This window comes from Kitasatospora sp. NPDC051164, from assembly GCF_044455625.1.
Classification (GTDB): domain Bacteria; phylum Actinomycetota; class Actinomycetes; order Streptomycetales; family Streptomycetaceae; genus Kitasatospora.
Window position 1 is genome coordinate 195,180 of record NZ_JBITFB010000003.1, and the last position, 15,648, is coordinate 210,827.

Annotated in this window: 11 protein-coding genes; 9 read left to right on the forward strand and 2 right to left on the reverse strand. The window is 70.9% G+C overall.

The window, feature by feature from the left end:
* The first annotated feature begins 67 nt into the window (after nucleotides 1-67).
* From ACIBEC_RS05855 to ACIBEC_RS05875, 5 genes are all read left to right on the forward strand, one after another.
* Nucleotides 68-3,805 (forward strand): multifunctional oxoglutarate decarboxylase/oxoglutarate dehydrogenase thiamine pyrophosphate-binding subunit/dihydrolipoyllysine-residue succinyltransferase subunit, encoded by a 3,738-nt coding sequence (locus ACIBEC_RS05855; RefSeq protein WP_360498554.1) that lies wholly within the window; start codon nucleotides 68-70, stop codon nucleotides 3,803-3,805.
* A gap of 268 nt (nucleotides 3,806-4,073) precedes the next feature.
* On the forward strand, nucleotides 4,074-6,074 hold the full coding sequence (locus ACIBEC_RS05860; RefSeq protein ID WP_360510026.1) for a protein kinase: 2,001 nt from the start codon (nucleotides 4,074-4,076) through the stop codon (nucleotides 6,072-6,074).
* A 46-nt stretch (nucleotides 6,075-6,120) separates the two neighbouring features.
* The gene (locus ACIBEC_RS05865; RefSeq protein WP_360253909.1) at nucleotides 6,121-6,300 is read left to right on the forward strand and encodes a DUF6104 family protein; all 180 of its coding nucleotides are present in this window, start codon (nucleotides 6,121-6,123) and stop codon (nucleotides 6,298-6,300) included.
* A 224-nt stretch (nucleotides 6,301-6,524) separates the two neighbouring features.
* Nucleotides 6,525-7,427: a DUF4097 family beta strand repeat-containing protein gene (locus tag ACIBEC_RS05870; RefSeq protein ID WP_360510027.1), complete on the forward strand. Its 903-nt coding sequence runs from the start codon at nucleotides 6,525-6,527 to the stop codon at nucleotides 7,425-7,427.
* A 1-nt stretch (nucleotide 7,428) separates the two neighbouring features.
* Nucleotides 7,429-8,478 (forward strand): PadR family transcriptional regulator, encoded by a 1,050-nt coding sequence (locus ACIBEC_RS05875; protein ID WP_360510028.1) that lies wholly within the window; start codon nucleotides 7,429-7,431, stop codon nucleotides 8,476-8,478.
* A 69-nt stretch (nucleotides 8,479-8,547) separates the two neighbouring features.
* Here ACIBEC_RS05875 and ACIBEC_RS05880 read toward each other — a convergent pair whose 3' ends face one another.
* Complete coding sequence (locus ACIBEC_RS05880; protein WP_360510029.1) at nucleotides 8,548-9,510, reverse strand: zinc-binding dehydrogenase; 963 nt, start codon at nucleotides 9,508-9,510, stop codon at nucleotides 8,548-8,550.
* A 194-nt stretch (nucleotides 9,511-9,704) separates the two neighbouring features.
* Nucleotides 9,705-10,898 (reverse strand): NADP-dependent malic enzyme, encoded by a 1,194-nt coding sequence (locus ACIBEC_RS05885; RefSeq protein WP_360510030.1) that lies wholly within the window; start codon nucleotides 10,896-10,898, stop codon nucleotides 9,705-9,707.
* 587 nt (nucleotides 10,899-11,485) lie between these two features.
* Here ACIBEC_RS05885 and ACIBEC_RS05890 point away from each other — a divergent pair.
* The 4 genes from ACIBEC_RS05890 (at nucleotide 11,486) to ACIBEC_RS05905 (ending at nucleotide 15,560) form a co-directional block, all read left to right on the forward strand.
* Nucleotides 11,486-12,412 carry an ABC transporter substrate-binding protein gene (locus ACIBEC_RS05890; RefSeq protein WP_360510031.1) on the forward strand — a complete coding sequence of 309 codons (927 nt, stop codon included), beginning with the start codon at nucleotides 11,486-11,488 and terminating at the stop codon, nucleotides 12,410-12,412.
* Between the two features lie 409 nt (nucleotides 12,413-12,821).
* Nucleotides 12,822-13,748, forward strand: a complete 927-nt coding sequence (locus ACIBEC_RS05895) for an ABC transporter substrate-binding protein (protein ID WP_360510032.1) — start codon at nucleotides 12,822-12,824, stop codon at nucleotides 13,746-13,748.
* 37 nt (nucleotides 13,749-13,785) lie between these two features.
* Nucleotides 13,786-14,760 (forward strand): amino acid ABC transporter permease, encoded by a 975-nt coding sequence (locus ACIBEC_RS05900; protein ID WP_360510033.1) that lies wholly within the window; start codon nucleotides 13,786-13,788, stop codon nucleotides 14,758-14,760.
* Nucleotides 14,757-15,560 carry an amino acid ABC transporter ATP-binding protein gene (locus ACIBEC_RS05905; protein WP_360510034.1) on the forward strand — a complete coding sequence of 268 codons (804 nt, stop codon included), beginning with the start codon at nucleotides 14,757-14,759 and terminating at the stop codon, nucleotides 15,558-15,560. Before ACIBEC_RS05900 ends, ACIBEC_RS05905 begins: the two co-directional genes overlap by 4 nt.
* Nucleotides 15,561-15,648: the final 88 nt, after the last annotated feature.

Consider the following 15,648-nt stretch of genomic DNA (forward strand, 5'->3'; position numbering starts at 1 on the left):
AGGGGCGTAGCCTTAATCCCCGCTGTCCAAACATCCCAAAAGGAAGCGGAAGAGGGCGGTTGCCGCCGTGTCGCCACAGTCCCCTGAAACCCCCAACAGCTCGGCTAGCTCCACAGGCTTCGGCCCCAATGAGTGGCTCGTCGACGAGATCTACCAGCAGTACCTCCAGGACCCGAACTCGGTCGACCGAGCCTGGTGGGACTTTTTCGCCGACTACAAGCCCGGTACCGAGGTGACCCCAGTGACCCAGGCCGCGACCCAGGCCGGCCCCACGCCGACCCCTGCCGCTGCCCCCGCGCCCGCCGCCGCTGCTCCGGCCGCGACCGCCCCCGCCGCACCGGCCGCCCAGGCCGCTCCGGCGCCGGCTGCCGCCCCGCTCGCCGCCGCGCCCGCCGCGCCCCCGGCTCCGAAGGCCGCCGCCCCGGCCGCGGCCGCGCCCGCCGGACCCGAACTGGTCCAGCTGCGCGGCCCGGCGAAGGCCGTCGCCACCAACATGGACGCCTCGCTGGAGGTGCCGACCGCTACCTCGGTCCGCGCCGTGCCGGCGAAGCTGTTGATCGACAACCGCATCGTCATCAACAACCACCTGCAGCGCGCCCGCGGTGGCAAGGTCTCCTTCACCCACCTGATCGGTTACGCCCTGGTCCAGGCCATCAAGGCCGCGCCGGGCATGAACCACAGCTACAAGGTGGAGGACGGCAAGGCCTTCCTGGTCAAGCCGGAGCACGTCAACCTCGGCCTGGCCATCGACCTGGTCAAGCCGAACGGCGACCGCCAGCTCGTCGTCGCGGCCATCAAGAAGGCCGAGACGCTCGACTTCTTCGGCTTCTGGCAGGCCTACGAGGACATCGTCCGCCGGGCCCGCGCCAACAAGCTGACCATGGACGACTTCACCGGCGTCACGGTCTCGCTGACCAACCCCGGCGGCATCGGCACCGTGCACTCCGTGCCGCGCCTGATGCAGAACCAGGGCACCATCGTCGGCGTCGGCGCCATGGAGTACCCGGCCGAGTTCCAGGGCTCCGCCCCGGAGACCCTGTCCCGCCTGGGCGTCTCCAAGATCATGACGCTGACCTCGACCTACGACCACCGCGTCATCCAGGGCGCGGCGTCCGGCGAGTTCCTGCGCGAGATCCACCGTCTGCTGCTCGGCGAGAACGGCTTCTACGACGAGATCTTCGAGTCGCTGCGGATCCCGTACGAGCCGGTCCGCTGGGCCACCGACGTCGCCACCACCCACGACGACGAGGTCAACAAGACCGCGCGCGTCATGGAGCTGATCCACTCCTACCGGGTCCGCGGTCACCTGATGGCCGACACCGACCCGCTGGAGTACAAGCAGCGCAAGCACCCCGACCTGGACGTCACCACGCACGGCCTCACCCTGTGGGACCTGGAGCGCGAGTTCGCGGTCGGTGGCTTCGGCGGCCAGAAGATGATGAAGCTCCGCGACATCCTCGGCCTGCTGCGCAACACGTACTGCCGCACGGTCGGCATCGAGTACATGCACATCCAGGACCCGAAGCAGCGCAAGTGGCTGCAGGACCGCCTGGAGAAGCCGTACTCGAAGCCCGAGCGCGAGGAGCAGCTGCGGATCCTGCGCCGGCTGAACTCGGCCGAGGCGTTCGAGACCTTCCTGCAGACCAAGTACGTCGGGCAGAAGCGCTTCTCGCTGGAGGGCGGTGAGTCGCTGATCGCGCTGCTGGACGCGACCATCGACGCCGCCGCCGAGCACCGCATCGACGAGGCCGTCATCGGGATGGCCCACCGCGGCCGCCTGAACGTGCTGGCCAACATCGTCGGCAAGCCGTACGGCAAGATCTTCGGCGAGTTCGAGGGCAACCTCGACCCGAAGTCGATGCACGGCTCCGGCGACGTCAAGTACCACCTGGGCGCCGAGGGCACCTTCACCGGCCTGGACGGCGAGACCATCAAGGTCTCGCTCGCCGCGAACCCCTCCCACCTGGAGGCCGTGGACCCGGTCGTCGAGGGCATCGCCCGCGCCAAGCAGGACATCCTGGACCAGGGCGGCACCACCTTCCCGGTGCTGCCGATCCAGATCCACGGCGACGCGGCCTTCGCCGGCCAGGGCGTCGTCGCGGAGACCCTGAACATGTCGCAGCTGCGCGGCTACCGCACCGGCGGCACCGTGCACGTCGTGGTGAACAACCAGGTCGGCTTCACCGCCGCCCCGGCGTCCTCGCGCTCCTCGATGTACTGCACCGACGTGGCCCGCATGATCGAGGCCCCGATCTTCCACGTGAACGGCGACGACCCGGAGGCCGTGGTCCGCGTCGCGCGGCTCGCCTTCGAGTTCCGCCAGGAGTTCCACAAGGACGTGGTGATCGACCTCATCTGCTACCGCCGCCGCGGTCACAACGAGGCCGACAACCCGTCGTTCACCCAGCCGCTCATGTACGACCTGATCGACAAGAAGCGCTCGGTGCGCAAGCTGTACACCGAGGGCCTGATCGGTCGCGGCGACATCACCATGGAAGAGGCGGAGCAGGCGCTCCAGGACTTCCAGGGCCAGCTGGAGAAGGTCTTCGCCGAGGTCCGCGACGCGGCCCAGGCGCCGGCCGACGCCACCGCCGGCAAGCCGGTCGCCGACTTCCCGGTCTCCATCCAGACCGGCATCTCCCAGGAGATGGTCAAGCGGATCGCCGCCTCCCAGGTCAACCACCCGGACTGGCTGACGGTCCACCCGCGTCTGCTGCCGCAGCTGCAGCGCCGCGCCGGCTCGGTCGAGGACAACACCATCGACTGGGCGATGGGCGAGACCCTCGCCATCGGCTCGCTGCTCATGGAGGGCCACCCGGTCCGCCTGGCCGGCCAGGACAGCCGCCGTGGCACCTTCGGCCAGCGGCACGCCGTCCTGATCGACCGCAAGACCGGCGAGGACTACACCCCGCTGCAGTACCTCACCGAGGACCAGGCCCGCTACACCGTCTACGACAGCCTGCTGTCGGAGTACGCGGCCATGGGCTTCGAGTACGGCTACTCGCTGACCCGCCCGAACGCGCTGGTCATGTGGGAGGCGCAGTTCGGCGACTTCGTCAACGGCGCGCAGACCATGGTGGACGAGTACATCGCCTCCGCCGAGCAGAAGTGGGGCCAGCACTCCGGCGTCACCCTGCTGCTGCCGCACGGCTACGAGGGCCAGGGCCCGGACCACTCGTCCGCCCGCCCGGAGCGCTTCCTGCAGATGTGCGCGCAGGACAACATGACGGTCGCCATGCCGACCCTGCCGTCGAACTACTTCCACCTGCTGCGCTGGCAGGCGCACAACCCGCACCACAAGCCGCTGGTCGTCTTCACCCCGAAGTCGATGCTGCGTCTGAAGGCCGCGGCGAGTGCGACCGAGGAGTTCCTGTCCGGCTCGTTCCGCCCGGTCATCGGCGACACCACCGTCGACCCGGCGCAGGTCCGCAAGGTGGTCATCACCGCCGGCAAGTTCTACTACGACCTGGAGGCGGCCCGCACCGAGCGCGGCGTCACCGACACCGCGATCGTCCGGGTCGAGCGGCTCTACCCGCTGCCGGTGGCCGAGCTCCAGGAGGAGCTGGCCCGCTACGGCGACAACGTCCAGTTCGTCTGGGCGCAGGAGGAGCCGGACAACCAGGGTGCCTGGCCGTTCATCGCGATGAACCTGGTCGACCACCTGCAGGTCGCCATCGGCCGCAGCGCCGGCGGCTCCCGCCTGCGCCGCGTCGCCCGCACGACGGCCTCGTCCCCGGCGGTCGGCTCGGCCAAGCGGCACATCGCCGAGCAGCAGGCGCTGATCGAAGAGGTCTTCTCGCTCTGACGCCCTGAGGCTCCGGTGCCCTGACGCACCGAAACGAAGCGGCCCCCGCTCTCCCACCCGGGAGAGCGGGGGCCGCTTCGTTTCGGGGAGAACCGTTTCACCGCCGGGCCATGCCAAGGTCCCAGCTCTGCAACCAAACCGGAGCCCCGGTGCACGGGCTCCTGACGGATCGATAGGTTATGCCTCGCCAGTAGGACTCCGGACGCCCGTCATCGCGCCCCGCCGACTCGGCCGTACCGCCTCACCGCTCTCCCAGGGGGATCACCACATGACCGCCGACACGCCTCGGGACGCCGAAAAGCTCCCGCCGGTCTTCCAGCCGCTCCTCCCGGACGACCCCAAGGAGGTCGGCGGCTACCGGCTGTTCGCCCGGCTCGGCGCCGGCGGCATGGGCCGGGTCTACCTGTCGTACACCCCGGGCGGGCGCCCGGTCGCGCTCAAGGTGGTGCGCCCGGAGTTCGCCGAGGACGGCGAGTTCCGCCGCCGCTTCGCCCAGGAGGTCAGCAACGCCCAGCGGATCCACGGGCTCTACACCGCGCAGGTGATCGACTCCGGCGGCCTGGACTCCGACGCCCCCTGGCTGGTCACCGCGTACGTCCCCGGCCCGTCCCTGCAGCAGGTGGTGCGCGAGCACGGCGCGCTGCCGGTACGCACCGTCCTGCTGCTGATGGGCGGCATCGCCGAGGCCCTGCAGGCGATCCACAGCGTCGAGGTGGTCCACCGCGACCTCAAGCCCGCCAACGTGCTGGTCGCCGGCGACGGCCCGCGGGTCATCGACTTCGGCATCGCCCGGGCCGCCGACGCCACCGCGCTGACCGGCACCGGCTACCGGATCGGCTCCCCCGCCTTCATGTCCCCCGAGCAGGCCCAGGGCCGCCCGGTCAGCCCGGCCACCGACGTCTTCGCGCTCGGCGCCCTGGCCGCGTACGTGGCCGGCGGCACCGCGCCGTTCGGCGACGGCCCGGACACCGCGGTGCTCTACCGGGTGGTGCACGAGGAGGCCGACCTGTCGGCCGTCCCCGCGGACCTGCGCGAACTGATCCAGCGCTGCCTGGCGAAGAGCCCGGAGGACCGCCCGAAGCCCGCCGAGATCATCCAGGTCGCCCGCAACCACCCGGAGGTCGGCGGCCAGCTGCGGTTCGGCGACGACTGGCTGCCGCGCCAGGTCAACACCGAGATCACCCGCCGCTCGGACCTGCCCAAGACTCCCCCGACCCCGCTGCCGGCCGCGCCCGCCACCCCGCCGACGCCGGTGCCCGCGATGCCCGCCGCCCCGGCCACTCCCCCGCCGCCGCCCGTCGCGCCGACCCACCCGGCCACCGTCCCGATCCACCCGGCGAACGCCGCGCACCCGCCGCAGCAGCCCGCGACGCCCCCGACGGGCTTCGCGCCGCCGCCGCTCGGCTCGTACGGCGCCCCGCAGCCGCCCACCGAGTCGCCGACCGCCCCGGTGCTGACCTCGCCGCCGACCGTCCACCTGCAGCCGGAGCCGCCGTCCTTCGACACCCCGCCGCCCGGCCCGGTGGTGACCGCCGACCCGGCGCCCGAGCCGGAGCCCAAGCGCAAGGGCGGGGTGTCCTGGAAGGTGCTGCTCACCGTCGCCCTGGTGATGGCGGTCGGCGGCACCGCGGGCGGCGTGGTGCTCATGAAGAAGCTGGACGACGGCAAGAAGAAGGACACCAGCAGCAGCCAGTCCAGCCAGACCAGCCAGTCCGGCCCGAAGCCGGCGCCCAGCCAGAGCGACGGCACCTCCCCCAGCCCGAGCAGCACGTTCACCAACTCGCCGGTGACGGCCGCGCCCTCGAAGTCCGCTCCGGGCACCGTCTCGGCCCCCGCCCGGCCGAACGGCTACTCCCTGATGCTGGACAAGAAGTCGCTGGCGATCCCCGGGGCCGACTACTCCTCCGACTCCTACCGGATCGACCTGGACGCGGGCACCGTGGTGCCGCGCTCCAACGACATCAAGTGGGGCCTGGGCGTGGTCAACGCCGGCGGCGGCAGCGGCAGCAAGGCCAACTCCTTCACCAGCTACGGCGACAACAAGTCGGACTTCGCGGTGATCACCGAGCTGTCCGTCACCGCCGAGCAGTGCGCGGCCGCGATCGACTCCCGGCCGGACACCGACCTCTCGTACAACCGGGTGGCACCCGGCCGCCTGCTCTGCGTCCGCGACCGGGTCACCCACAACATCGCCATCGCGGCGATCGAACAGGCCGACCCGACCACCGGGGCCGCCAAGGTCACCGTCAGCACCTGGCGGGCCAGCTGACCGGTCTATCCTGACCAGGTCAATCCCCATCGGACCGGAGCGAACCGTGTACTTCACCGACCGAGGCATCGAGGAGCTGGCGAACCGGCGCGGCGAGGAGGAGGTCACCTTCGAGTGGCTGGCCGAGCGCCTGCGCGAGTTCGTCGACCTCAACCCGGACTTCGAGATCCCGGTCGAGCGGCTGGCCACCTGGCTGGCCCGGCTCGACGACGAGGACGACGAGTGACCCGGTGACGGCCGTCGAGAGGCCCGGGAGGCAACCGCCTCCCGGGCCTCGCGTGTCTCCGGGCGGTCTTCGCGGGTGTCCTCCCCCGGTGTCCCGTAGGGGAAGCCTCGGGGTCGGATCGGGGTCGGGATCGGGGTCCGGCACACTTGACTCTCCCAGCACGCGATATATCGTCTTTTGCAGGGAACGCGATACATCGCGATCGGCAACGGGAGGCGGCAGAGATGAGCCAGTGGACGATCGAGGGGCCGGGCCGGACCACCTTCGACGAGGAGGTCCGCGCGCTGCACGTACGGATCATCGAGGGCACGGTGAACGTGGTGGCCGCCGAGGGCCCCGCCCGTCTGGAGGTCACCGAGCTGGAGGGTGACCCGCTGCACGTGACCGTGGTGGACGGCGTCCTGACGGTCACCTACAAGGACATCAACAGCTGGGGCGAGTTCGGCGACTGGCTCAAGTCGGTCGGCTCGGTCAAGAGCTTCTTCGGCACCCTCAAGCGCAAGCGGGTCGCCGGCATCACCCTGACCGTCCCGGCGGACGCCGACGTCAAGGTCGGCACCGTCTCCGCCGACGCCACCGTCTCCGGCGTCGCCGGGCACGTCTCGGTGCAGAGCGCCAACGGCGACACCACGCTGGTCGGGCTGACCGGCCGCACCGACGCCAACACCGTCACCGGCGACATCGACGCCCAGGCGGTCGGCGGCCGGCTCCGGGTCAACAGCGTCTCCGGGCAGCTCACCGTGGTCGCCGGCACCGCCGACCGGATCCACGCCAACGCCGTCACCGGCGCCGTCACCCTGGACCTCGACGTCGACGGCGAGGCCGACGTCAAGGTCACCACCGTCAGCGGCCCGGTCGTGCTCCGGATCCCCTCCCGCACCGACGCCAGGGTCGAGGCCGGCTCCACCAGCGGCGACATCTCCAGCAGCTTCGAGCAACTCAAGCTGAGCGGCAGCTGGGGCGCCAAGAAGCTGTCCGGCCAGCTCGGCGAGGGCCGCGGCAGCGTCAACGTCACCACCGTCTCCGGCGCGGTCACCGTGCTGAGCCGCCCCGAGCCCGAGGACGAGGGCCCGGCGAAGGAGCTTCCGGCCGCCCCCGGCAAGCCCGACCTCACCAAGGAGGCATGAGATGACCCCCGTGTTCGGCCACGGCCGGCTCCGGCTCTACCTGCTGAAGCTGCTGGACGAAGCCCCGCGGCACGGCTACGAGGTGATCCGCCTGCTGGAGGAGCGGTTCCAGGGCCTGTACGCCCCCTCGGCCGGGACGGTCTACCCGCGGCTGGCCAAGCTGGAACAGGAGGGCCTGGTCAGCCACAGCACCGAGGGCGGCCGCAAGGTCTACCGGCTCACCGACGCCGGTCGCGCCGAACTCGAAACCCGGCAGACCGAGTTGGAAGAGCTGGAGCTGGAGATCCGGGACTCCGTGGCGCAGCTCGCCGGGGCGATCCGCGAGGACGTCCGGGACAGCGCCAAGGACCTGCGCGAGGAGCTGTGGAAGGCCGCCAAGCAGGCGCCCCGGCCGGACCGCGCCGAGAGCCCGGGCGACCCGTGGGCCGGCCCCTGGGGCGACAACGAGTCCTGGCAGCGCGCCAAGGAGGAGTTCGCCCAGTTCAAGCGGCACGCCAAGGAGCAGGCCAAGCGCGCCCGGGAGCAGGAGAAGGCCGCCAAGGCCAAGGCGAAGGCCGCCGAGGAGGAGGCCCGCCGGCTGCGCGAGCAGGCCAAGGCCTCGCGCACCGCCGCGCAGCAGGAGGCGCTGCGGATCAAGCGCCGGGTCGAGCAGCAGGTGCGCGAGCACGCCGCGAAGGGCGACTGGCCGACCGGGCTGGCCGAGGGCCTGGCCGAGCTGACCAAGGGCCTGTCCGGCCTGGCCGACGCGGCCCGCTGGGGCCACCCGTCGGACGGGCCCGCCCCGTCGGACGAGCGGATCTCCGTGACCCGGATCGACCTGGACAAGGACGCCCCGGACACGGACGAGCGCACCGCCCCGGCCGACCTGCCCTCGTGGGCGCGCACCGACCCGGCCGAGGACCCGGCCCGCGAGCTGGAGCGGCTGCTCGACCGCTTCCGCGACCAGGTCCGCGACGCGGCCCGGGACGGCGGGGTGAGCACGGACAAGCTCGCCGAGGCCCGCTCGGTGCTGGGCTCCGCAGGCGAGCGGCTGAAGCGGCTGCTCGGCTGACGGCCGCAACGGCCGGCGTGCGAAGGATCCGGGCCCGGTGCTCCCGCGAGGAGCATCGGGCCCCTCGCGTCAGGGGTTGAGGACGATCTTGCCGAAGACCTCGCCCTTGGAAAGCCGGGCGAAGCCGTCCCTGGCCTCGCTCAGCGGCAGCACCGAGTCGATCACCGGGCGGACGCCGGTGGTGGCGCAGAGCGCGAGTAGCCCGGCCAGCTCCTCCTTGGTGCCCATGGTCGAGCCGACCACCTTGAGCTCCAGGAAGAAGATCCGGTTCAGCTCGGTGGCGCTCGGGTTGGGGCCCGAGGTGGCACCCGAGATGACGATGGTGCCACCCGGGCGCAGCGACTTCACCGAGTGCGACCAGGTCGCGGCGCCGACGGTCTCCATCACCGCGTCGACCCGCGCGGGCAGCCGGGCGCCGCTCTCGAAGGCCGCGTCGGCGCCGAGTTCGACCGCCCGGCGGCGCTTGGCCTCGTCCCGGCCGGTGACCCAGACCCGCAGGCCGGCCGCCTTGCCGAGGACGATCAGCGCGGTCGCGACGCCGCCGCCCGCCCCCTGCACCAGGACGGTGTCACCGGGCTTGACCCCGGCGTTGGTGAACAGCATCCGGTAGGCCGTCAGCCAGGCGGTGGGCAGGCAGGCGGCCTCCTCGAAGCTCAGCTCGGCGGGCTTGGGCAGCAGGTTCCAGGTGGGGACGGCCACCTGCTGGGCGAAGGTGCCCTGGTAGCGCTCGGTCAGGATGGAGCGCGGCTCGGCGGGGCCCACCCCGTGGCCGGTCTGGCCGATGACCGAGTGGATGACCACCTCGTCGCCGTTCTCGTCGACGCCGGCCGCGTCGCACCCGAGGATCATCGGCAGCTTCTCGGCGGGCAGGCCGACCCCGCGCAGCGACCACAGGTCGTGGTGGTTGAGGCTCGCGGCCTTGACCGTGACCACGCTCCACCCGGGGCGGGCCTGCGGCTCGGGGAGCTCGCCCAACTCCAGTCCGCTGAGCGGGTCGTCGGCATCGATACGTGCGGCGTAGGCAGCAAACATGATCCGGACGATAGCGGCGACGGCCGGGGCCGGGAACCACGCGTAGGTGTGACGCGTGTCCCTGCTGTCACTCCCCCGCTCGCCTCCGGGCGCTCGGATCCACTACCGATGCGCGCCCTTCGGCTCGGGGGGGGGCCGGCCCGGGGGCGCGGGGGAGCGGCCGTCGTGGCGGGCACGCTCCCCCGGGCACCGGTTCAGATCCGGGCGACGCCCTCCGCCCGGGCGGCCTCGGCGACGGCCTTGGTGACCGCCGGCGCGACCCGCTCGTCGAACGGCGAGGGGATGACCTTCTGCGGCGTCAGCTCGTCGGCGACCACGCCGGCCAGCGCCTTGGCGGCGGCCAGCTTCATGCCTTCGGTGATCCGGCTGGCCCGGACCTGGAGGGCGCCGGCGAAGATGCCGGGGAAGGCCAGCACGTTGTTGATCTGGTTCGGGAAGTCGCTGCGGCCGGTGGCTACGACCGCCGCGTACTTGTGCGCGACCTCGGGGTGGATCTCCGGGTTGGGGTTGGCCATCGCGAAGACGAATGCGCCCTCGGCCATGGTGGCGACGACCTCCTCCGGCACGGTGCCGCCGGAGACGCCGATGAACACGTCGGCGCCGGCCAGCGCGTCGGCCAGCGAGCCCTTGAGGCCGGTGCGGTTGGTCCGCGCGGCGATCTCGGCCTTGACGTCGGTGAGGTCGCCGCGGCCCTCGTACACCACGCCCTTGCGGTCGCAGACCGCCACGTCGCCGATGCCGGCCGCCGCCAGCATCTTGGCGATGGCGATGCCGGCCGCGCCGGCGCCGGAGATGACGGCCCGCAGCGAGCCGATCTCGCGGCCGGTCACCTTGGCCGCGTTCCACAGGGCGGCGGTGGTGACGATCGCGGTGCCGTGCTGGTCGTCGTGGAAGACCGGGATGTCCAGGGCCTCCTGGAGCCGGCGCTCGATCTCGAAGCAGCGGGGGGCGGAGATGTCCTCCAGGTTGACGCCGCCGAAGGAGGGCGCCAGCCGGACCACGGTCTCGACGATCTCGTCGACCCCGGTGCAGGCGAGCGCGATCGGCACCGCGTCCACGCCGCCGAACTGCTTGAACAGGATGGCCTTGCCCTCCATCACGGGCAGCGAGGCCTGCGGGCCGATGTCGCCGAGGCCCAGCACCGCGGTGCCGTCGGTGACCACCGCGACGGTGTTGGCCTTCCAGGTGTAGTCGTTGACCAGCTCCGGCTGCTCGGCGATGGCCGTGCAGACGCGGGCGACACCGGGGGTGTAGGCGAGGGACAGGTCGTCCGCGTCGCGCACCGGGACGGTCGCCCGGATCTCCATCTTGCCGCCGCGGTGGAGCGCGAAAACCGCGTCGACCGGATCGTCGGTGTCCTGGGTGCTGCTGATGATCTCCGCTGCCACGATGACCTCTTCGTCATTGTTCTGGCGAGGACGCGTGACCGACGGGCAGGGCGACCCGGCCGAAAACCGGAAACCGGGTGCGCGAAGGCGGACCCGGGGCGGGGTCGGGGCGCTGCCGTCGGGCGGCGCCCTCGGATGAGGGTTTTTATGGGGTCTTGTGTTTGTCGGCGTCAGTACTACCGGGCCGAGCCTAGGTCGGACGAAGGCATCGCACCTATGCCTTTTCGTCCTCGTCACGTGCGGTTCATCGCCGCGCTGTCGCGTCCCAGGGGCCCGGTTTCGGAAGCGCCGGGCTCCGGCGGCGGCAACGGCATGAGCACACGCGCACCCGCAGGAGTGAACGCAGACGCAAGGGGGAGTCGGCACTCCGGATACGGAGTCACGTGAGGACTTCCGGTCCCGAGCACCCCGGGCCTGTCAGGGCCCGGCGGTCTGGTTCGAGCGTCCGGGGGTCACCCGGTACCGCATTCTGACATACCCGCCGCCGGGCCCGGCAGGCCGGGATGGCAGGATCGCTTGTCCGCCATTTCGCGTACACCACCGCGACACCGTGGCGACCGCACGTCCCTCCCACAGGAGCAGCCCTCATGCCTCACCCCCTTCCCGTCCGTCGTCCGGTCCTGGCCGGCGCCGTCCTGGCCACCGCCGGTGCCCTGCTGCTGACCGGTTGCGGAGGCGGCGGGCAGGCCGCCGCGGACGACCCGGTCAAGGACGTCCGCGACAAGCTGCCGAAGGCGCAGCGCTCGGCCGGGGTGCTGCGCATCGGCATGGACGTCAACTACGCGCCGGTGGAGTTCCGCGGCCAGGACGGCAAGCCGACCGGCCTCGACCCGGACCTCGCCACCGCCCTGGGCAAGATCCTCGACGTGCGGATCGAGTTCGTGGACACCACGTTCGACAAGCTGATACCGAACCTGCAGGGCAAGCAGTACGACGTGGCGATGTCGGCGCTCAGCGACATCCGCCAGCGTCGCGACGGCCTGGACGAGACCGGCAAGCAGGTCAACCCGGGCGTGGACTTCGTGGACTACTTCATCGCCGGCAGCTCGATCGTCGTGCCGAAGGGCAACCCCAAGGGGATCAAGACCCTGGACGACCTGTGCGGCAAGACCATCGCCTTCCAGCAGGGCACCACGCAGGACGAGATCGTCACCCGCCAGGTGGCGGTCTGCGCCCGCACCGGCCGCGTGCTGACCACGCACAGGCTGGAAAGCGACGCCAAGGCGCTGGCCGAGGTCGCCTCCGGTGCCGCCGCGGCCGGGCTGAACGACTTCCCGGTGGCCGCCTACGCGGCGAAGACCACCGACGGCGGCAGCCGCTTCGAGGTGACCGGCGGGCAGTCCACCTCCAACCCGTACGGGATCGCGGTGCGCAAGAGCGACACCGACCTGCGCGACGCGGTGGCCAAGGCGGTCGACCAGCTGATCCGCGGCGGCGAGTACGACAAGATCCTCACCAAGTGGGGCGTCAGCGCCGGCGCGGCGCAGAACGCCGTGGTCAACGGGGGCATCTGAGCGGGAGGGCGGCGGGCCTCCGGGGCTGAGCACAGAGGGATCTGCATACTTATGCGCAGGGTGACAGGGGCTCGGAATAAGTCCGAATAGCGGACAGTGCGACCCCTCGTTATCCGATTTTGATCTGGATGAGGGCCACCTGACCGTCATCAGATGGCAGGATTCCCCCCATCTCGGATCGAGCCGACCACTGGTCGAGGCGGTTCGGTCACGTCCACCTCGGCGGAGGGTGGCGGCAGCAGTACTCGTAGAACCCTGGGCGGTCCCAGCGTCCAGGCACTGCAGAACCCGGCCCGCACGTACGACGACTACGACGCACACCCGTACAGCGCCGTACGGCTCGCAACCCCGGTGCGCCGCTCCCGCGGCGCGTCCGCCCGACCTTCTCTCCCAGGAGGAGATCCCCCTCATGACCGCCCGTACCAAGCGCAACCGGCTCTTCGCGGCCGGTGTGGCTGCCGTCTCCGTCTCCCTCGCGCTGACCGGTTGCAGCAGCAGCAAGAGCGAGGGCAGCGGTGCCCCCAACGCCTCCGCGACCGTCAACGAGGTCAAGGCCGACCCCAACCTCGCCGCGCTCGTCCCGGACGACATCAAGGCGGCCGGCAAGCTCGTGGTGGGCGCGGACGCCTCGTACGCGCCTGACGAGTTCAAGGACGACAGCGGCAAGATCATCGGCATGGACGTCGACCTGGCCACCGCCATCGCCACCAAGCTCGGTCTGAAGGCCGAGGTCCAGGACTCCGGCTTCACCGCGATCATCCCCGGCATCCAGTCGAACAAGTTCCAGCTCGGTATGTCGTCCTTCACGGACAACAAGGAGCGCGAGCAGATCGTCGACATGGTCACCTACTTCAACTCCGGCAGCGCTGTCGCGGTGAAGAAGGGCAACCCGGAGAAGATCGACCCGAAGGACCTCTGCGGCAAGAAGGTCGCCGTCCAGACCGGCACCACCCAGGCCGACGAGATCAAGGACACCCGCAACCCGGACTGCGCCAAGGCCGGCAAGCCGGGCGTCCAGAACGACGGCGACAAGTTCGACCTCCAGACGGACGTCACCAACGCCGTGGTCTCCGGCCGTGACCAGGCGATGATGGCCGACTCCCAGGTCGTCGACTACGCGATCAAGCAGTCCGGCGGGCAGCTGGAGAAGGTCGGCGACACCTACGGCGTGGCCCCCTACGGTGTCGCCCTGGCCAAGGGCTCCAAGCTCAGCCCGGCCATCCAGGGTGCCGTCCAGTCGCTGATCGACGACGGCACCTACAAGCAGATCCTCACCAAGTGGGGCGTCGAGGCCGGTGCGATCGACAAGTCGACCGTCAACGGCGCCGTCAGCTGACCCCTCGTACGCTTCATCTCTCCCCCGAGGCCACACCGTGAACTCTTTGGACAAGGGGACGGCGGGACGGGGACGGCCTGAGACCATCAAGGCCGTCCCGGTCCGTCACCCCGGACGCTGGGCGGGCGCCGTCGTCATCGCCCTGCTCGCGGCGATGCTGCTGAGCGCTCTCTTCACCAACCCCGCTTTCAAGTGGGACATCGTCGGTCAGTACCTGTTCCACGACAGCATCCTGCACGGCATGGTCGTGACGCTGGAACTGACCGCGCTCTCCATGCTCATGGGTGTGGTCGGCGGCGTCATCCTCGCGGTGATGCGCCTGTCCCCGAACCCGCTGCTCGCCGGCACCGCCTGGGTCTACATCTGGATCTTCCGCGGCACCCCGGTGCTGGTGCAGCTGGTGTTCTGGAACTTCCTCGGCCTGATCTGGGCCAAGCTGTCGATCGGCATCCCGTGGGGACCGGAGTTCTGGTCCGGGCAGACCAACGTCCTGATCCCGACCTTCGTCGCCGCCCTGCTGGGCCTCGGCCTCAACGAGGCCGCCTACATGGCGGAGATCGTCCGCGGCGGCATCCAGTCGGTGGACGAGGGCCAGAGCGAGGCCGCGCACGCGCTCGGCATGAGCCGGTTCCAGACCATGCGGCGGATCGTCCTGCCGCAGGCCATGCGGGTGATCATCCCGCCGACCGGCAACGAGACCATCTCGATGCTGAAGACCACCTCGCTGGTCTCGGTGATCTCCCTGGAGGAGATCTTCCGGGCCGGCCAGGTCATCTACTCTCGGAACTACCAGAACATCCCGCTGCTGATCGTGGTCAGCCTCTGGTACCTGTTCTTCACCTCGGTGCTGACCATCGGCCAGTACTACATCGAGCGCCACTACGCCCGAGGCTCCAACCGCACCCTCCCGCCCACCCCGCTGCAGCGACTGCGGGGCCTGTTCGCCGGGAAGCCCGCCCCGAAGACGGACGCCGACGTCGTCCCGGGGCTCGAGGGAGGTGGTCACGTATGACCGATCTGACCAAGACCCCCGCCGACGGCGCCGGGTCGGCCGAGCCCATGGTCCGCGCCGAGAACGTGCACAAGTCCTACGGCCTGGTCGAGGTGCTCAAAGGCATCGACCTGGAGGTCAAGCAGGGCGAGGTGTTCTGCCTGATCGGCCCGTCCGGCTCCGGCAAGTCGACCTTCCTGCGGTGCATCAACCACCTGGAGAAGATCAACGGCGGCCGCCTCTGGGTGGACGGCGAGCTGGTCGGCTACCAGCAGCGGGGCGACAAGCTCCACGAGCTCAAGGACCGCGAGGTCGCCCTCAAGCGGCGCGACATCGGCATGGTCTTCCAGCGCTTCAACCTGTTCCCGCACATGACCGCCATGGAGAACGTCGTCGAGGCGCCGGTCCAGGTCAAGGGCGAGAGCAAGGCGGACGCCCGCGAGCGCGGGATGGCCCTGCTGGAGCGGGTCGGCCTCGCCGACAAGGCGAAGAACTACCCCTCCCAGCTCTCCGGCGGCCAGCAGCAGCGCGTCGCGATCGCCCGCGCGCTGGCCATGAAGCCCAAGCTGATGCTCTTCGACGAGCCCACCTCGGCGCTCGACCCGGAGCTGGTCGGCGATGTCCTCGACGTCATGCGCGGCCTCGCCGAGGAGGGCATGACCATGGTGGTCGTCACCCACGAGATGGGCTTCGCCCGCGAGGTCGGCGACGCGCTGGTGTTCATGGACGGCGGTGTGGTGGTCGAGTCCGGCAACCCCCGTGAGGTCCTCACGAACCCGCAGCACGAGCGCACCAGGGCCTTCCTCTCCAAGGTGCTCTGAACCCCTCCCGTCGGCGCCCGGCAGGCAGCTCCTGCCGGGCGCCGACGTTTTCCCCCTTCGGGTAATAGGCTGGAAGCAGCCAGCCCGT